The sequence below is a fragment of the Streptomyces sp. NPDC012794 genome, assembly GCF_042901085.1.
Classification (GTDB): domain Bacteria; phylum Actinomycetota; class Actinomycetes; order Streptomycetales; family Streptomycetaceae; genus Streptomyces.
In genome coordinates this window covers 104580-119331 of record NZ_JBIBCI010000010.1, presented here as the reverse complement: position 1 = coordinate 119331, position 14752 = coordinate 104580, and the positions used below count along the sequence as shown (strand labels likewise).

General features: G+C 72.0%; 14 protein-coding genes. 5 read left to right on the top strand and 9 right to left on the bottom strand.

Translation table 11 applies throughout. From position 1 onward, the window contains the following. Positions 1-105 precede the first annotated feature (105 nt). Positions 106-777: an endonuclease NucS gene (nucS, locus tag ACFY7H_RS20175; protein ID WP_388939759.1), complete on the top strand. Its 672-nt coding sequence runs from the start codon at positions 106-108 to the stop codon at positions 775-777. Between the two features lie 130 nt (positions 778-907). Here nucS and ACFY7H_RS20170 read toward each other — a convergent pair whose 3' ends face one another. The 4 genes from ACFY7H_RS20170 to ACFY7H_RS20155 all read right to left on the bottom strand — a co-directional run bounded on the left by ACFY7H_RS20170 (position 908) and on the right by ACFY7H_RS20155 (position 5644). After that, positions 908-3328 (bottom strand): ATP-binding protein, encoded by a 2421-nt coding sequence (locus ACFY7H_RS20170; RefSeq protein WP_388939757.1) that lies wholly within the window; start codon positions 3326-3328, stop codon positions 908-910. A gap of 276 nt (positions 3329-3604) precedes the next feature. Next, positions 3605-4246 carry a LysE family translocator gene (locus ACFY7H_RS20165; protein ID WP_388939755.1) on the bottom strand — a complete coding sequence of 214 codons (642 nt, stop codon included), beginning with the start codon at positions 4244-4246 and terminating at the stop codon, positions 3605-3607. A 69-nt stretch (positions 4247-4315) separates the two neighbouring features. Then, complete coding sequence (locus tag ACFY7H_RS20160; RefSeq protein ID WP_267032613.1) at positions 4316-4639, bottom strand: STAS domain-containing protein; 324 nt, start codon at positions 4637-4639, stop codon at positions 4316-4318. Positions 4640-4795: 156 nt separating this feature from the next. Continuing rightward, positions 4796-5644: a 3-hydroxyacyl-CoA dehydrogenase family protein gene (locus tag ACFY7H_RS20155; protein ID WP_388939752.1), complete on the bottom strand. Its 849-nt coding sequence runs from the start codon at positions 5642-5644 to the stop codon at positions 4796-4798. Between the two features lie 308 nt (positions 5645-5952). On the opposite strand from ACFY7H_RS20155, the gene ACFY7H_RS20150 reads away from it, so the two are divergent. Beyond that, complete coding sequence (locus tag ACFY7H_RS20150) at positions 5953-6525, top strand: cob(I)yrinic acid a,c-diamide adenosyltransferase (RefSeq protein WP_388939750.1); 573 nt, start codon at positions 5953-5955, stop codon at positions 6523-6525. Between the two features lie 35 nt (positions 6526-6560). On the opposite strand, the gene ACFY7H_RS20145 is transcribed toward ACFY7H_RS20150, so the two are convergent. Continuing rightward, the gene (locus tag ACFY7H_RS20145; protein ID WP_388939749.1) at positions 6561-7145 is read right to left on the bottom strand and encodes a hypothetical protein; all 585 of its coding nucleotides are present in this window, start codon (positions 7143-7145) and stop codon (positions 6561-6563) included. Positions 7146-7293: 148 nt separating this feature from the next. Here ACFY7H_RS20145 and ACFY7H_RS20140 point away from each other — a divergent pair, with 148 nt between their 5' ends. The 3 genes from ACFY7H_RS20140 (at position 7294) to ACFY7H_RS20130 (ending at position 11169) form a co-directional block, all read left to right on the top strand. Then, complete coding sequence (locus ACFY7H_RS20140) at positions 7294-8490, top strand: sensor histidine kinase (protein ID WP_388939747.1); 1197 nt, start codon at positions 7294-7296, stop codon at positions 8488-8490. After that, positions 8487-9152: a response regulator gene (locus tag ACFY7H_RS20135; RefSeq protein ID WP_388939744.1), complete on the top strand. Its 666-nt coding sequence runs from the start codon at positions 8487-8489 to the stop codon at positions 9150-9152. Before ACFY7H_RS20140 ends, ACFY7H_RS20135 begins: the two co-directional genes overlap by 4 nt. A 124-nt stretch (positions 9153-9276) precedes the next feature. Next, on the top strand, positions 9277-11169 hold the full coding sequence (locus ACFY7H_RS20130; RefSeq protein WP_388939742.1) for a glycosyl hydrolase family 18 protein: 1893 nt from the start codon (positions 9277-9279) through the stop codon (positions 11167-11169). 116 nt (positions 11170-11285) lie between these two features. Here the strand turns inward: ACFY7H_RS20130 and ACFY7H_RS20125 are convergent, their stop codons facing one another. From ACFY7H_RS20125 to ACFY7H_RS20110, 4 genes are all read right to left on the bottom strand, one after another. Further along, positions 11286-11732 carry a DUF2550 domain-containing protein gene (locus ACFY7H_RS20125; protein WP_388939740.1) on the bottom strand — a complete coding sequence of 149 codons (447 nt, stop codon included), beginning with the start codon at positions 11730-11732 and terminating at the stop codon, positions 11286-11288. Positions 11733-11859: 127 nt separating this feature from the next. Further along, on the bottom strand, positions 11860-12234 hold the full coding sequence (locus ACFY7H_RS20120; protein ID WP_388939738.1) for a F0F1 ATP synthase subunit epsilon: 375 nt from the start codon (positions 12232-12234) through the stop codon (positions 11860-11862). A 138-nt stretch (positions 12235-12372) separates the two neighbouring features. After that, positions 12373-13815, bottom strand: a complete 1443-nt coding sequence (atpD, locus tag ACFY7H_RS20115) for a F0F1 ATP synthase subunit beta (protein WP_101390156.1) — start codon at positions 13813-13815, stop codon at positions 12373-12375. Then, positions 13815-14732: a F0F1 ATP synthase subunit gamma gene (locus ACFY7H_RS20110; RefSeq protein ID WP_388939736.1), complete on the bottom strand. Its 918-nt coding sequence runs from the start codon at positions 14730-14732 to the stop codon at positions 13815-13817. The genes atpD and ACFY7H_RS20110 overlap by 1 nt, the downstream gene beginning before the upstream one ends. Between the last annotated feature and the right edge of the window lie 20 nt (positions 14733-14752).

Sequence of the window (14752 nt, the reverse complement as noted above, 5' to 3'; positions counted from 1 at the left end):
ACCGGGTACCGCACCAGGAGAATGCGCATACAACGCGCCATCGGCGAACGGGGCTTTCAGGGGCGAATCGCGTGGAGGCCCGTCGGTCGAGTAGCGTTGCCGACCATGCGTCTCGTCATTGCCCGCTGCTCCGTCGACTACGCGGGCCGGCTCACCGCCCATCTGCCCTCGGCACCCCGTCTGATCCTCGTGAAGGCCGACGGCAGTGTCTCGATCCACGCGGACGACCGGGCGTACAAACCGCTCAACTGGATGTCGCCTCCGTGCACCCTCAAGGAGGGGACCGGTGACGACGCGAACGTCTGGACCGTCGTCAACAAGGCGGGCGAGAAGCTCATCATCACCATGGAGGAAGTCCTCCACGACTCCTCCCACGAACTGGGCACCGACCCCGGCCTCATCAAGGACGGCGTCGAGGCGCACCTCCAGGAGCTGCTCGCCGACCGGATCGACACGCTGGGCGAGGGCTACACCCTGATCCGGCGCGAGTACATGACGGCGATCGGCCCGGTCGACATCCTGTGCCGGGACGCCTCCGGCGCGACGGTGGCGGTGGAGATCAAGCGGCGCGGGGAGATCGACGGCGTCGAGCAGCTGACCCGGTACCTGGAGCTGCTGAACCGTGATCCGCACCTGGCGCCGGTGCGGGGCGTTTTCGCGGCGCAGGAGATCAAGCCGCAGGCGCGGGTTCTCGCCCATGACCGGGGGATGGACTGCGTGGTCCTCGACTACAACGCCCTGCGCGGCATCGAGGACGACAAGCTCCGCCTGTTCTAGCCTTCCGGCGGGCGGGCCCCGGCGCTGTGCGCCGCCGTCCGCGGCCCGTCGTTCCCACGGCCCTCCGAGCCCCGCTCGGAGGGCCGTTGGCGTACGGGCGCCCGTGCGGGCCCTCCCGCGCCCCGCGGGGTCAGATCGTCGTCGGGGACTGCGCCGCCGTCGGGGACTGGGCTTCCGACGAGGTCGTCGGGGTGGTCGGCGCCGAGCTGGTCGGGGCCGGGCTCGTCGGGGGCGGCGGTGACGTCACCGGGGGCTCCGGGTCCGGGTCCGGGTCGGGCTTGGGGGTCTCCGGCGTCGGCTTCGGGGCCGGCGGGGTCGGCTGGGGCTGCTGCGGGCCCGGCGTGTGGCCCGCCGGCGGGGGCGTCGGCCGGTGGCCCCCGCCCGGGTTCGGGTCGGCGGCGGGCGGCGGCGCGGCCGGTTCCGGCGCCGAACCGTTCCCGCTGTTCCCCGGCACCTGCGGCGGGACCACCGCGGGCGTGTCCGGGGTCGAGGACACGGCCGGCGCGGCCGGCTGCTCCGGGTCGTCGCCCCCGGCCGTCAGCGACAGGCCGACGACCGTGCCGAGCGCCACCACCGTGAGCGCCCCGGCGGCGGCCAGCAGCACCGTCTTGCGCCGTCCGCCCGCGGCGGGCCGCGGGCGGCGGTAAAGGGGAGCCGCTGCCGGTGCCGGCGTGAACGTGTCGGCGTAGACCTGGGACAGGGACGTGGGCGAGCCGGCCGGCTTCCCGATCCCCGGGGTCACCCGGGTGACGGCCTCGGACGGGGCCGGCTGGGGCGTCGGCCGCGGAGCCGGCTGCGACGGCGGCTGGGCAGCCGGCCCGGCGGGCGGGAGGGCCGGCGGCGCCTCCAGGCGCAGCGGGGGCGATGCCTTCGCTGCGGTGGCCGCCCGGTCCCGGTCGGTGACCAGCGCCAGCGCCCGCCGGCCGGAGACCGTCCCGCGCTTGTCCGCGAGCGCCCCGCGCAGCCCGATCGAGGCCTCCAGCTCCGCCCGTGCCCGCTCCAGACGCCCCTCGCACAGCGCGAGCACGCCCAGCTCGTGGTGGAAGTACGCCTGCTCGGCGACCTCGCCCGCCTTCCGGGCGGCTTCCGCTCCCGAGCGCAGCACCCGCTGCCACGCCTCCCAGTACGGCGCCGCCGCCAGGGCCGGCGCCGCCGTGCGGGCCAGGAGTACGGCGGCCACCACATCGGCCCCGGCCAGCGCTGCCAGTACGGCGTCGGCCTCCGCCGCGACCCGCTCCGGGGTCACCGAGGCGTGCCCGGTCCACCAGGCGTAGTGCCGGGCGGCGGTACGCGCCTCCTCGGCGGCGGTCTCCCCGTACCCGGCCTCCTCCAGCTGCCGCGCGACCCCCTCCGCGAGCCGGTAGCGCGGCCCAACGGGGGTGATCAGCCCGCAGCCGAGGAGTTCGGCGACGGCGGCGTCGGCGTGCGTGTCCCCGACCAGCGCGGGGAGGTGGGCGTGGTGCGGGAGTTCCCCGGCCAGCGCGCAGGCGGTCCGCAGGGCCGCCCGGGCCGACTCGCTCACCCGGGAGGCCAGCAGTCCGGCGGGGGCGGCGGCCTGCGCCAGGGTGGGCAGCGGCACGTGGGAGGGATCGCGGGGGCGCTCCTCGAAGACGCCGGGCTCCTCGTCCTCGTCGGCGGCGGCGGTGTCGTTGAGTTCGTCGCGCTGCCGCAACAGCGCGGCGGCCTGCACGAAGCGCAGCGGCAGGCCCTCGGAGGCGAACCGCAAGTCCTCCGCCCAGGCCGTCTCCTCGTCGGTGAGCGCCCTGCCGGTCGCGGCCTCCAGCAGCCGCAGGCAGTCGGCCCGGCCGAGGCCGCCGAGGAAGACCTCCTCCAGGTGCGCGTCGTCGGAGGGAGCCTTGGTGTCGGGCGTGGCGGCGAGCAGGTAGGCGCATTCGGGGGTGGCGCGGAACAGCTCGTCGAGGGCGGGGCCGCCCAGTTCGAGGTCGTCGAGGAGCACGATCGCGCCGATCCCGGCGACGCCCGCGAGGAGCCGCGTACGGTCGGGGCGCTCGTCCCGGGTGTCGTACACGGTGGTGTACAGGGTGTGGAGCAGTTCGGCGGGCTGCTGGCGGCCGTGGCCGCTGAGCCGGACGACCCCGTCGGGCGCGAGGTCCGCGCAGTCGGCGGCGACGGCGTCGAGGAGGGTGGACCGGCCGGATCCGGCCGGTCCGGTCAGCCGTACGGAGCGGCCGCGCCCGAGGAGGCGTACGAGCCGCTCCCGCTCGTCCGCGCGGCCCAGGAGCGGCAGGGCGGGGACGGGCGGTCCGGGCAGCGCGGGCGGACGCGCGGCGGCGTCACGGGCGGCGCGGGCGGCGGCGTCGCGCCTGGCGGGGCGGCGAGCCGCCGCCTCGCGGGCGTCGGGGCGCAGGGGTTCGATCTCGCTGCCGTCGACGGGGTTGACGGTGAGGGTGAACTCGCCGGTGGTCAGGGTCACGACACGGGCGGGTGCCAGAGGCTGCGCCACCGCTGCCGGGGGCCGCGTCTCCAGTGCCCCGGCCGGCCGGCCCACGGGCTGTTCGTCCTGGCCGGGCTGCCCCTGTGTACGGTCCATGACCAAGTCCCCCGATCGCGCCGCGCGCCGCCGCCGTCTTCACCGTCTTCGTTGTGCCGGCGCCCGCTCACGTCGTCGTCGTTACCGGTCCGGTTTCCGCCCGAACCCTAGACCGTGGCCGGCCCCGGCGTCACCGCAGGGGTGCCTTCACCACCGGACCGTTACGATTCCCGCCGATCTTGGGCCTAGGCCGTCTCTTCCGGATCTCGCTCCCCCAGCTACCGCTGGGAGGTGCCCCCAGACCCGCGCCGCCTGGCAAGACCCGAAAGAGACGACCTAGTCCTTTCGGCCGGTCACGGCCACGGTGACGCCGAGGCCGATCATGGCGAGCCCGCCGGCCCCGCCGACCGCGGAGAGCCTGCGCGGTGATCCGGCGAACCAGTCGCGGGCGGTGGCGGCGGCGATCCCCCAGACGCTGTCGGAGACGATCGCGATGAGGCTGAAGACCAGGCCGAGCAGGAGCATCTGGAGCACGACGTGTCCCTGCTCCCGGTCGACGAACTGGGGCAGCACGGCGGCGAAGAACACGACGGTCTTGGGGTTGGCCACGCCGACCGCGAAGCCCTCCCCCAGGGTCCGCAGGCCGCCGGCGGCCGTGGGGGCCGCCTCCGCGACGGCGGCGTGCAGCGATCCGCGGCCCCGGAAGGCCTTGACGCCCAGGTGGACGAGGTAGGCGGCGCCGGCCAGCTTCAGGGCGGTGAAGACGAGGACGGACCGCTCGACGACGGCTCCGACGCCGAGCGCCACGGCCACGACGAGCACGTACGCTCCCAGCGTGTTCCCGGCCACCGTGATCAGCGCGGCCCGGCGGCCCTGCGCCAGCGCCCGTCCGACGACGAAGAGGACGCTGGGGCCGGGGATGAGGATCAGCAGGAGGGACATGGCCGCGAAGGCCGCGAGCCGGTCGGTGGACACCATGGCCCCATGTAAGCGGAGGGCGTCCCGGGGGCGCAGCCCCTTTTTCGCGCCCGACGCCCCCGCCCCGGATCACACCCGGGGCAGGGTCTCCGCTTCCAGGCCGCCCTCGATCGCGAGGATGCGGTGCAGCCGGGTGGCGACGAGCAGCCGCTGCATCCGGTCGGGCACCCCGCGCAGGACCAGGCGCCGCCCGGTCCGCCCGGCCCGCCGGTGCGCTCCCATGATCACGCCGAGTCCGGTCGCGTCCCAGGAGTCGAGTCCGGTCAGGTCGAGCACGAGGTCGCCGTGGCCGTCGTCGAGGGCGGTGTGCAGGACCGTACGGGCGTCAGCCGCGCTGCGCACGTCGAGGCGACCCCCGACAGCGAGTTCGGCGTGGTCGCCCCTGATGTGCATGTGTGCTCCCCGGCTTTACTGCGTACGTGTGGTCCGACGGTCCGTGATCGGCAACTCTCACTGCAACTGACTGCCGTGCGGGCGGTGAAGTTGCCGACCGTGAGCGAACCGATACCTAATTCACCCCGTAGGGTGCGAGGATTCGAACGTCCGTGCTCAGTGCTTGTAGAAGCCCTGGCCGCTCTTGCGGCCGATGTCGCCCGCGTCGACCATGCGGCGCATCAGCTCCGGCGGCGCGAACTTCTCGTCCTGGCACTCGGTGTAGATGTTGCTGGTGGCGTGGAGCAGGATGTCGACGCCGGTGAGGTCGGCGGTGGCCAGCGGGCCCATGGCGTGCCCGAAGCCCAGCTTGCAGGCGATGTCGATGTCCTCGGCGGTGGCGACGCCCGATTCGTAGAGCTTCGCGGCCTCGACGACCAGCGCGGAGATCAGACGGGTGGTCACGAAGCCGGCGACGTCGCGGTTGACGACGATGCAGGTCTTGCCGACCGACTCGGCGAACGCGCGGGTGGCGGCGAGGGTTTCGTCGCTCGTCTTGTAGCCGCGGACCAGCTCGCAGAGCTGCATCATCGGGACGGGCGAGAAGAAGTGCGCGCCGACGACCCGCTCCGGGCGCTCCGTCACGGCCGCGATCTTGGTGATCGGGATGGCGGAGGTGTTGGAGGCCAGGATGGTGTCCTCGCGCACGATCTTGTCGAGGGTGCGGAAGATCTCGTGCTTGACCTCGAGCTTCTCGAAGACGGCCTCGACGACGATGTCCACGTCGGCGACCGCGTCGAGTTCGGTGGTCGTGGTGATCCGGGCGAGGGCCGCCTCGGCGTCCTCGGCGGTCATCCGGCCCTTGGAGACGAACTTGTCGTACGAGGCCTTGATGCCGTCCGTGCCCCGGGTCAGCGCGGCGTCGGTGACGTCCCGCAGGACGACGTCCCAACCCGCCTGAGCGGAGACCTGAGCGATCCCGGAACCCATCAGTCCCGCGCCGATGACGGCGAGCTTCCCAGCCACTGCACACCCCTTGCTGTTCTCAGTACGACCCGGCCTCGTAGCCTCTCCGGCGGAGACTAGCGCCCGTGAGGGGCCGAGTGACCGCGAAGTAACACGCGTCACGTCTCAGATGACGGACATCACACTGGTACGGCCCACCAGGCGTGCGCCGCCTCACAGTTCAGCCTCCGGCCCCGCCCCCGCGGCGCGCCCGGCGCCTTCCGCGAACCGTCCCGGCGCGGCCCTCGCGGCGCGCCCGGACGGTTCGCGGAAGGCGGGCGGCGGGCGGCGCCCGGTGTTCCACCGGCGGGCCGGTCTACGCTGGCGGCATGGTGAACCTGACGCGCATCTACACCCGTACCGGCGACCAGGGCACGACCGCCCTGGGGGACATGAGCCGGACGCGGAAGACGGACCTGCGGATCTCCGCGTACGCCGACGCCAACGAGGCCAACGCCGCCATCGGGACGGCCATCGCGCTGGGGGCGCTGCCGGAGGAGGTCGTGAAGGTCCTGGTCCGCGTGCAGAACGACCTGTTCGACGTCGGTGCGGACCTGTGCACCCCGGTCGTGGAGGACCCGGAGTACCCGCCGCTGCGCGTGGAGCAGTTCTACGTGGACCGGCTGGAGGCGGACTGCGACGTCTTCAACGAGCGGCTGGAGAAGCTGCGGAGCTTCATCCTCCCCGGCGGCACCCCGGGCGCGGCCCTGCTGCACCAGGCCTGCACGGTGGTCCGGCGGGCCGAGCGCTCCACGTGGGCGGCGCTGGAGGCGCACGGCGAGGTGATGAACCCGCTGACGGCCACCTACCTGAACCGCCTCTCCGACCTCCTCTTCATCCTGGCCAGGACGGCCAACAAGGAGGTCGGGGACGTGCTCTGGGTTCCCGGCGGCGAGCGCTGACCCGGACCTCGCCCGTTCCCGGGAGACGACAGGGGCTAGCGCTTGGGTCCGGCCGGTTCGGCGGCCCCGTCCCGGTCCGCGTCCGTGCCCGCCGGGGCCTTGCGGGGCCAGATCGAGTAGCTCGCGGCGATCAGGGCCTGGATGCCGAGCACCCGCAGGGCGCCGGCCTGCCAGGCCTGGAGCCCGCCGGTGGCGGCGTCGTCGCCGACGTACCAGATACCCGCCTGGAGCAGCCCGATGGCGACGAGGGCGGCGGCCAGGGTCCGCGTCCAGAGCTTCCACTCGTGAACCGCGCGCTCCTTGCCGTACTTGGTACCGGGCGGCTTGGGGCCCCCAGCGAAGCGGTGGGCGGCGTGCCCGTCGAGCCACTTGACGGTGTAGTGCCCGTACCCAACGGTGTAGCCGATGTAGAAGGCCGCGAGACCGTGCCTCCAGCTCGGCTCGCCGCCGTTCTTCAGATCGATGAAGGACACCACCAGCAGCACCAGCTCCAGCAGCGGCTCCATCAGCAGCACCGCGGCTCCCAGCCTCGGCATTCCGGCCAGGTAGCGCAGCGCCAGTCCGCCCGCCAGCAGCACCCAGAAGCCGACCTCACAGGCGATGATCAGCCCGACCAGCATGACGGCCCTCCCTTCCTTCCCCGGATTCCCTTCCAGGTTTCCGGCCGCCGGGCCCCGCCGCGTCGTCGCCAGTGAGGAAAGCCCACTGCATCCTTCGATGTAGCGGACTCTCCGCCCCGGTACCGAGGCCGCGCCGCGGCGGACCGTGTTGGATGGGAACGTGCTCCCGAAGATCCCCCGCCCGCACCGCGACGACGTCCTGCTCGCTGCGGCCAGCGTGTGCGCCGGCCTGCTGCTCTGGGCGCTCGGCGTGTACAGCACGCCCAGCCGGCACTTCCTGCCCGACTGGGCGGTGCTTGTCCCCCTGGGGGTGCTCGGCGCCCTGGAGCTGCTGCGCCGTTCCGCGCCCGCCGTCACCCTGTCCGCCGGCACGGTCGCCCTGGTCGCGGACCAGTTCACGGTCGGCAGCATCGCCAGCGTCATCATCTTCACCGACCTGATGTACGCGGCGGTGGTCTACGGAAGACCGGCCACGGCCCGGCGGCTCCCGGTCAGCACCGGTCTGATCACCGTGGCCGTCACCATCGGCTCCCTGGTGTGGCTGCGCAGCCCGCAGGCCCTGCTCATCGGCGTGGTCACCGGCATCGTGAGCTTCGCCCCGGCCCTGACGGGCGCCACCCTGCGCAACCACCGCGAGGCCGCCGAGGCCGCCCGGCTGCGCGCCGAGCAGACGGCGCTGCTGGCCGAGATGGACCGGACGCAGGCGGTGGCCGCCGAGCGCGCCCGGATGGCGCGGGAGCTGCACGACATGGTGGCCAACCACCTCTCGGCGATCGCCATCCACTCCACCGCCGCGCTGTCCATCGACTCTCCCGCCACCAGCCGCGAGGCCCTCGGGGTGATCCGGGAGAACAGCGTGCAGGGGCTGGCCGAGATGCGCCGGCTGATCGGGCTGCTGCGGGACGCCGGGGCGGGGCAGGAAGCCGTCGCGGTGCCCTCCCTGGACGGCCTGGACGCCCTGCTGGGGCAGGCCCGTACGAACGGGTCGGCGAGCGGGCTGGAATTCGTCCTGGCGGACGAGCGGGCCGCGGGGCCGCCGCTGCCGGCCCCGGTGGAGCTGGCGGCGTACCGGATCGTGCAGGAGTCGCTGACCAACGCCCTCAAGCACGCGGCCCCCGGCACGGTCCGGGTCCGGGTGGCTCGGGGGGCCGGGCTGCTGACGGTGGCGGTGGACTCCCCGTACGGGGAGCGGCCGGGCCCGCGCGCCCCGGGGTCGGGGGCGGGGCTGATCGGCATGCGGGAACGTACGGAGCTGCTGGGCGGGACCTTCGCGGCGGGTGCTTCGGGCAGGGTGTGGCAGGTGCGGGCGGCGCTGCCCGCCGGGGAGAGGGCGGTGCAGTCATGACCATCAGGGTCGTCGTGGCCGAGGACCAGCAGGCGGTACGGGCCGGCCTGGTGCTGATCCTGCGCAGTGCGGGCGGCATCGAGGTGGTGGGAGAGGCGGCGGACGGTGAGGAGGCGGTGCGGCTGGCGGAGGAGCTGCGGCCGGACCTGGTCCTCATGGACGTGCAGATGCCGAGGCTGGACGGGGTGTCGGCCACCCGCCGGGTGGTGGAGCGGGGGCTGGCGGACGTGCTGGTGCTGACCACCTTCGACCTCGACGAGTACGTCTTCGGGGCGCTGCGGGCGGGGGCGGCGGGCTTCCTGCTGAAGGACGCGGACGCCGCGGAGCTGATCGCGGCGGTGCGGACGGTGGCGCGCGGCGAAGGACTGATCGCCCCGGCGGTGACCCGGCGGCTGATCGCCGAGTTCGCGGCTCCGAAGGCGGTGCGCGCGCCGGTGCGGCCGGAGGCGGCCGCGGCGGTGGAGACGCTGACGCGGCGCGAGCGGGAGGTGCTGGGGGCGCTGGGCGGCGGGCTGTCGAACGCGGAGATCGCCGTACGGCTGGACATGGCGGAGGCCACGGTGAAGACCCACGTCAGCCGGCTGCTGGGGAAGCTGGAGCTGCGCAGCCGGGTCCAAGCGGCGGTATTGGCGCAGGAGTTGGGGATCGAGCCGACCCCTTGAGGTGAGGTCTGGACCTCTTGACGCTTGGTCCAGACCTTTCTAGTCTCACCGCATCACTGTGGTGAGCGTGCCATGACAAAGATCGCAGCGAGGCGTGCTCACGGGCGGCGCAGGTCCCACCCCCATGTACCGGTCGGCCCCACGACCGGTACGGACCTCCGGAGGAGCACCCTTGAGCACAGCACCCCCACGACGCAACCGTCTGTTCAGGAGGCTGGCCGCCACCGTGGCCGCCCTCGCCCTGCCCGTCGCCGGCCTGGTCGGCCTGGCGGGCCCGGCGCAGGCCGCCGCCTCCGCGACCGCGACCTACACGAAGGTCTCCGACTGGGGCTCCGGCTTCGAGGGCAAGTGGACGGTGAAGAACACCGGCACCACCACCCTCAGCAGCTGGACCGTGGAGTGGGACTACCCGGCCGGCACCCGGGTGACCTCCGCATGGGACGCCACCGTCACCGGCTCCGGCGACCACTGGACGGCCAAGAACGTCGGCTGGAACGGCACCCTCGCCCCCGGGGCCACCGTCAGCTTCGGCTTCAACGGCACCGGGCCCGGCGCCCCCGCCGGCTGCAAGATCAACGGCGGCTCCTGCGACGGCGGGTCCAACCCCACCGACGCCCCGCCCTCGGCCCCCGGCACCCCCACCGCGACCGGCGTCACCGAGACCGCCCTGACCCTGTCCTGGCCGGCTGCCACCGACGACAAGGGCGTCAAGAACTACGATGTGTACCGCGACGGCACCCGGCTCACCACCGTCACCGGCACCACCTTCGGCGACAGCGGCCTGACCAAGGGCACCACGTACACCTACGCGGTCACCGCCCGGGACACCGCCGGCCAGACCGGCCCCTCCTCCGGCACCCTCTCGGTGACCACGACCGGCGGCACCCAGCCCCCGGACCCGGGCACCAAGGTCAAGCTCGGCTACTTCACCAACTGGGGCGTCTACCAGCGCAACTACCACGTGAAGAACCTGATCACCTCCGGCAGCGCGGCGAAGATCACCCACATCAACTACGCCTTCGGCAACGTCCAGAACGGAAAGTGCACCATCGGCGACGCCTACGCCGACTACGACAAGGCCTACACCGCCGACCAGAGCGTCGACGGCGTCGCCGACACCTGGGACCAGCCCCTGCGCGGCAACTTCAACCAGCTGCGCGAGCTCAAGGCCAAGTACCCGCACATCAAGATCCTCTACTCCTTCGGCGGCTGGACCTGGTCCGGCGGCTTCGGCCAGGCCGCCCAGAACCCGGCCGCCTTCGCCGACTCCTGCCACGCCCTGGTCGAGGACCCGCGCTGGGCGGACGTCTTCGACGGCATCGACATCGACTGGGAGTACCCGAACGCCTGCGGACTGTCCTGCGACACCAGCGGCGCCGCGTCCTTCAAGAACCTGATGTCGGCCCTGCGCGCCAAGTTCGGCGGCTCCAGCCTGGTCACCGCCGCGATCTCCGCCGACGGCTCCAACGGCGGCAAGCTCGACCTCGCCGACTACGCGGGCGCCGCCCAGTACGTCGACTTCTACAACGTCATGACGTACGACTTCTTCGGCGCGTGGGAGGCCAAGGGACCCACCGCCCCGCACTCCCCGCTGACCTCCTACGCCGGCATCCCCATCGCCGGTTTCAACTCCGAGGCCGCCATCACCAAGCTCAAGGGCAAGGGGATCCCCGGCTCCAAGCTCAACCTCGGCATCGGCTTCTACGGCCGCGGCTGGACCGGAGTAACCCAGAACGCCCCCGGCGGCACCGCGACCGGACCCGCCCCGGGCACCTACGAGCAGGGCATCGAGGACTACAAGGTCCTCAAGAGCAGCTGCCCCACGACCGGCACCGTCGCCGGCACGGCCTACGCCAAGTGCGGCGGCAACTGGTGGAGCTACGACACCCCCGCGACCATCGCCGGAAAGATGACCTGGCTGAAGAACCAGGGCCTCAAGGGCGCCTTCTTCTGGGAATTCAGCGGCGACACCGCGAACGGCGAACTGGCCGACGCCATCCACACCGGGCTGCGGTGACCCCCACGCACCGCCCCGGTCCGCGATCCCTCGTATGAGGGTACGAAGCCGGGGAGGCGGGACCGTCCCCCGCCTCCCCGGCTTCCTCACGTCCTGCGGGCGGCGCCCCGCACGCCTCAGGCGACGTTCACCCGCTGCCCGGGCGGCGCCGCCTCCAGCCACGCCAGGAAACCGGTCAGCGCGTCCTCGCTCATCGCCAGCTCAAGGCGGGTCCCCCGGTGGGAACAGCCGAGCACGACGGCGTCGGACAGCAGGGCCAGCTCCTCCTCGCCCTCGGGCGCGCGGCGCGCGAGGACCTCGATGGAGGAACGCTCCAGCAGCCGGCGCGGGCGCGGGGAGTACGAAAAGACGCGGAACCACTCGATCCGGTCACCGCTGTAGCGGGCGACCCCGTAGACCCACCCCTTGCCGGAGACGTCCGGCTCGTCGGTCACGCCCCAGCGCAGGCTGCAGTCGAAGGTCCCGCCGGACCGCTGGATGAGTCTGCGGCGCAACCCGAACACGAACAGCCCGACCACCACCAGGGCTACGACCAGGCCGCTCACAAGCAGAGCGAGGAGCATCTTCACCGACCTCCTCGCTCATCGAAAACCGCACAAACAAAAGTACGTACATCGCCTCAGCCGCGACCCGGTCCGGAAAATTCCGGACCTGACCGCGGCTGAGGTATCAAACTGTTCGGTACGGGGCTCAGTGCCCCGCGACCGCGCGCAGCCGGACATCGGCGCGACGTTCGGCGGCCGCGTCGGCCTCCGACTTCGCGCGCTCCAGTGCCCGCTCCGCCCGCTGGACGTCGATCTCGTCCGCGAGCTCGGCGATCTCGGCCAGCAGGGACAGCTTGTTGTCCGCGAACGAGATGAATCCGCCGTGCACCGCGGCGACGACAGTGGCGCCCTCGCTGGTACGGATGGTCACCGGGCCCGATTCCAGCACACCGAGAAGCGGCTGGTGACCGGGCATGACGCCGATGTCGCCGGACGTGGTGCGGGCGACGACCAGGGTGGCCTCGCCGGACCATACATTGCGGTCCGCCGCGACCAGCTCGACGTGCAGCTCAGCAGCCAAGGTGGCTCCTCGGGTCACCACCCGGCGGGTCAGCCGGGTGTTGGGTCAAATTCTAATGGGCGTGGGGAGAGGGACGGGACACCCGCCCCTCTCCCTGGGGACTGCGAACCGGTAGCGCTCCTCGCGGAGCGCGCCGGATCAGGAGACGCCCAGCTCCTTGGCGTTGGCCTTCAGGTCCTCGATGCCACCGCACATGAAGAACGCCTGCTCGGGGAAGTGGTCGTACTCACCGTCGCAGATCGCGTTGAACGCGGTGATCGACTCGTCGAGCGGAACGTCCGAACCGTCCACGCCGGTGAACTGCTTGGCGACGTGGGTGTTCTGCGACAGGAAGCGCTCGACGCGACGGGCACGGTGGACGACGAGCTTGTCCTCCTCGCCCAGCTCGTCGATACCGAGGATCGCGATGATGTCCTGGAGGTCCTTGTACTTCTGCAGGATCCCCTTGACGCGCATGGCGGCCGCGTAGTGGTCCGCCGCGATGTAGCGGGGGTCCAGGATGCGGGACGTGGAGTCCAGCGGGTCGACGGCCGGGTAGATGCCCTTCTCGGAGATCGGACGGGAGAGAACCGTCGTCGCGTCGAGGTGGGCGAAGGTGGTCGCCGGCGCCGGGTCGGTCAGGTCGTCCGCGGGGACGTAGATCGCCTGCATCGAGGTGATCGAGTGACCGCGGGTCGAGGTGATGCGCTCCTGGAGGAGACCCATCTCGTCGGCCAGGTTCGGCTGGTAACCCACCGCGGAGGGCATACGGCCGAGCAGGGTCGACACCTCGGAACCGGCCTGGGTGTACCGGAAGATGTTGTCGATGAAGAAGAGCACGTCCTGCTTCTGCACATCGCGGAAGTACTCCGCCATGGTCAGACCGGCCAGGGCGACGCGCAGACGGGTGCCCGGGGGCTCGTCCATCTGGCCGAAGACGAGCGCCGTCTTGTCGATGACGCCGGAGTCGCCCATTTCCTCGATGAGGTCGTTGCCCTCACGGGTACGCTCACCGACACCCGCGAAGACCGACACACCGTCGTGGTTGTTGGCGACGCGGTAGATCATTTCCTGGATCAGAACGGTCTTGCCGACACCGGCACCACCGAACAGACCGATCTTTCCACCCTTGACGTACGGGGTGAGGAGGTCGATGACCTTGACGCCGGTCTCGAACATCTCGGTCTTCGACTCGAGCTCGTCGAAGCTCGGCGCCTTGCGGTGGATGGGCCAGCGCTCGGTGACCTCGGCGTTCGCCTCCGGGTAGTTGAGCACCTCACCCAGGGTGTTGAAGACCTTGCCCTTGGTGAAGTCACCGACGGGGACGGTGATGCCCTCGCCCGTGTCGGTCACCGGGGCCTGGCGGACCAGGCCGTCGGTCGGCTGCATCGAGATGGTGCGGACGAGGCCGTCACCCAGGTGCTGCGCGACCTCGAGGGTCAGGGTCTTGAGCTTGCCGTCCTCGGCCGGGTCGGCGACCTGGACCTTGAGGGCGTTGTAGATCTCGGGCATCGCGTCGACGGGGAACTCCACGTCGACGACCGGGCCGATGACCCGGGCGACGCGGCCCGTGGCGGCGGCCGTCTCAACAGTGGTCGTCATTACTTGTCACTCCCCGCGGTCGCGTCGGCCATGGCGCTCGCGCCACCGACGATCTCGCTGATTTCCTGGGTGATTTCGGCCTGGCGGGCCGCGTTGGCAAGCCGGGAGAGGCTCTTGATGAGGTCTCCGGCGTTGTCGGTCGCCGACTTCATCGCGCGGCGGCGGGCGGCGTGCTCGGAAGCGGCCGACTGCAGCAGTGCGTTGTAGATGCGGCTCTCGACGTAGCGCGGCAGAAGGGCGTCGAGGACGTCCTCCGCCGACGGCTCGAAGTCGAACAGCGGAAGGATCTCGCCCTTCGTACCGCTCTCCTCCGCAGCCTGGTCGAGGCTGAGCGGCAGCATCCGGCCGTCCACCGCGTTCTGCGTCATCATCGACACGAATTCCGTGTAGACGATGTGCAGCTCGTCGACGCCGCCCTCGGCCGTTTCCGTCTGGATGGCCTCGATCAGCGGCGCCGCGACGCGCTTGGCGTCGGCGTAGGCCGGGCTGTCGGTGAAGCCGGTCCACGAGTCCGTGACCTTGCGCTCACGGAAGCCGTAGTAGGCGACACCCTTGCGGCCGACGATGTAGCTGTCGACCTCCTTGCCCTCCGCCCGCAGCCGCTCGGTGAGCCGGTCTGCCTGCTTGATGGCGTTCGAGGAGTAGCCGCCGGCCAGACCGCGGTCGCTCGTGATGAGCAGGACCGCGGCGCGGGTCGGCGTCTCGACCTCGGTGGTCAGGGCGTGCTTGGTGTTCGAACCGGTCGCCACCGCGGTCACCGCGCGGGTGAGCTCGGTCGCGTACGGCATCGATGCCGCCACCTTGCGCTGCGCCTTGACGATGCGCGAGGCGGCGATCATCTCCATCGCCTTGGTGATCTTCTTGGTCGCCGTGACGGCACGGATGCGACGCTTGTAGACCCGGAGCTGCGCTCCCATGAGTCAGGTCCCTTCCGTCG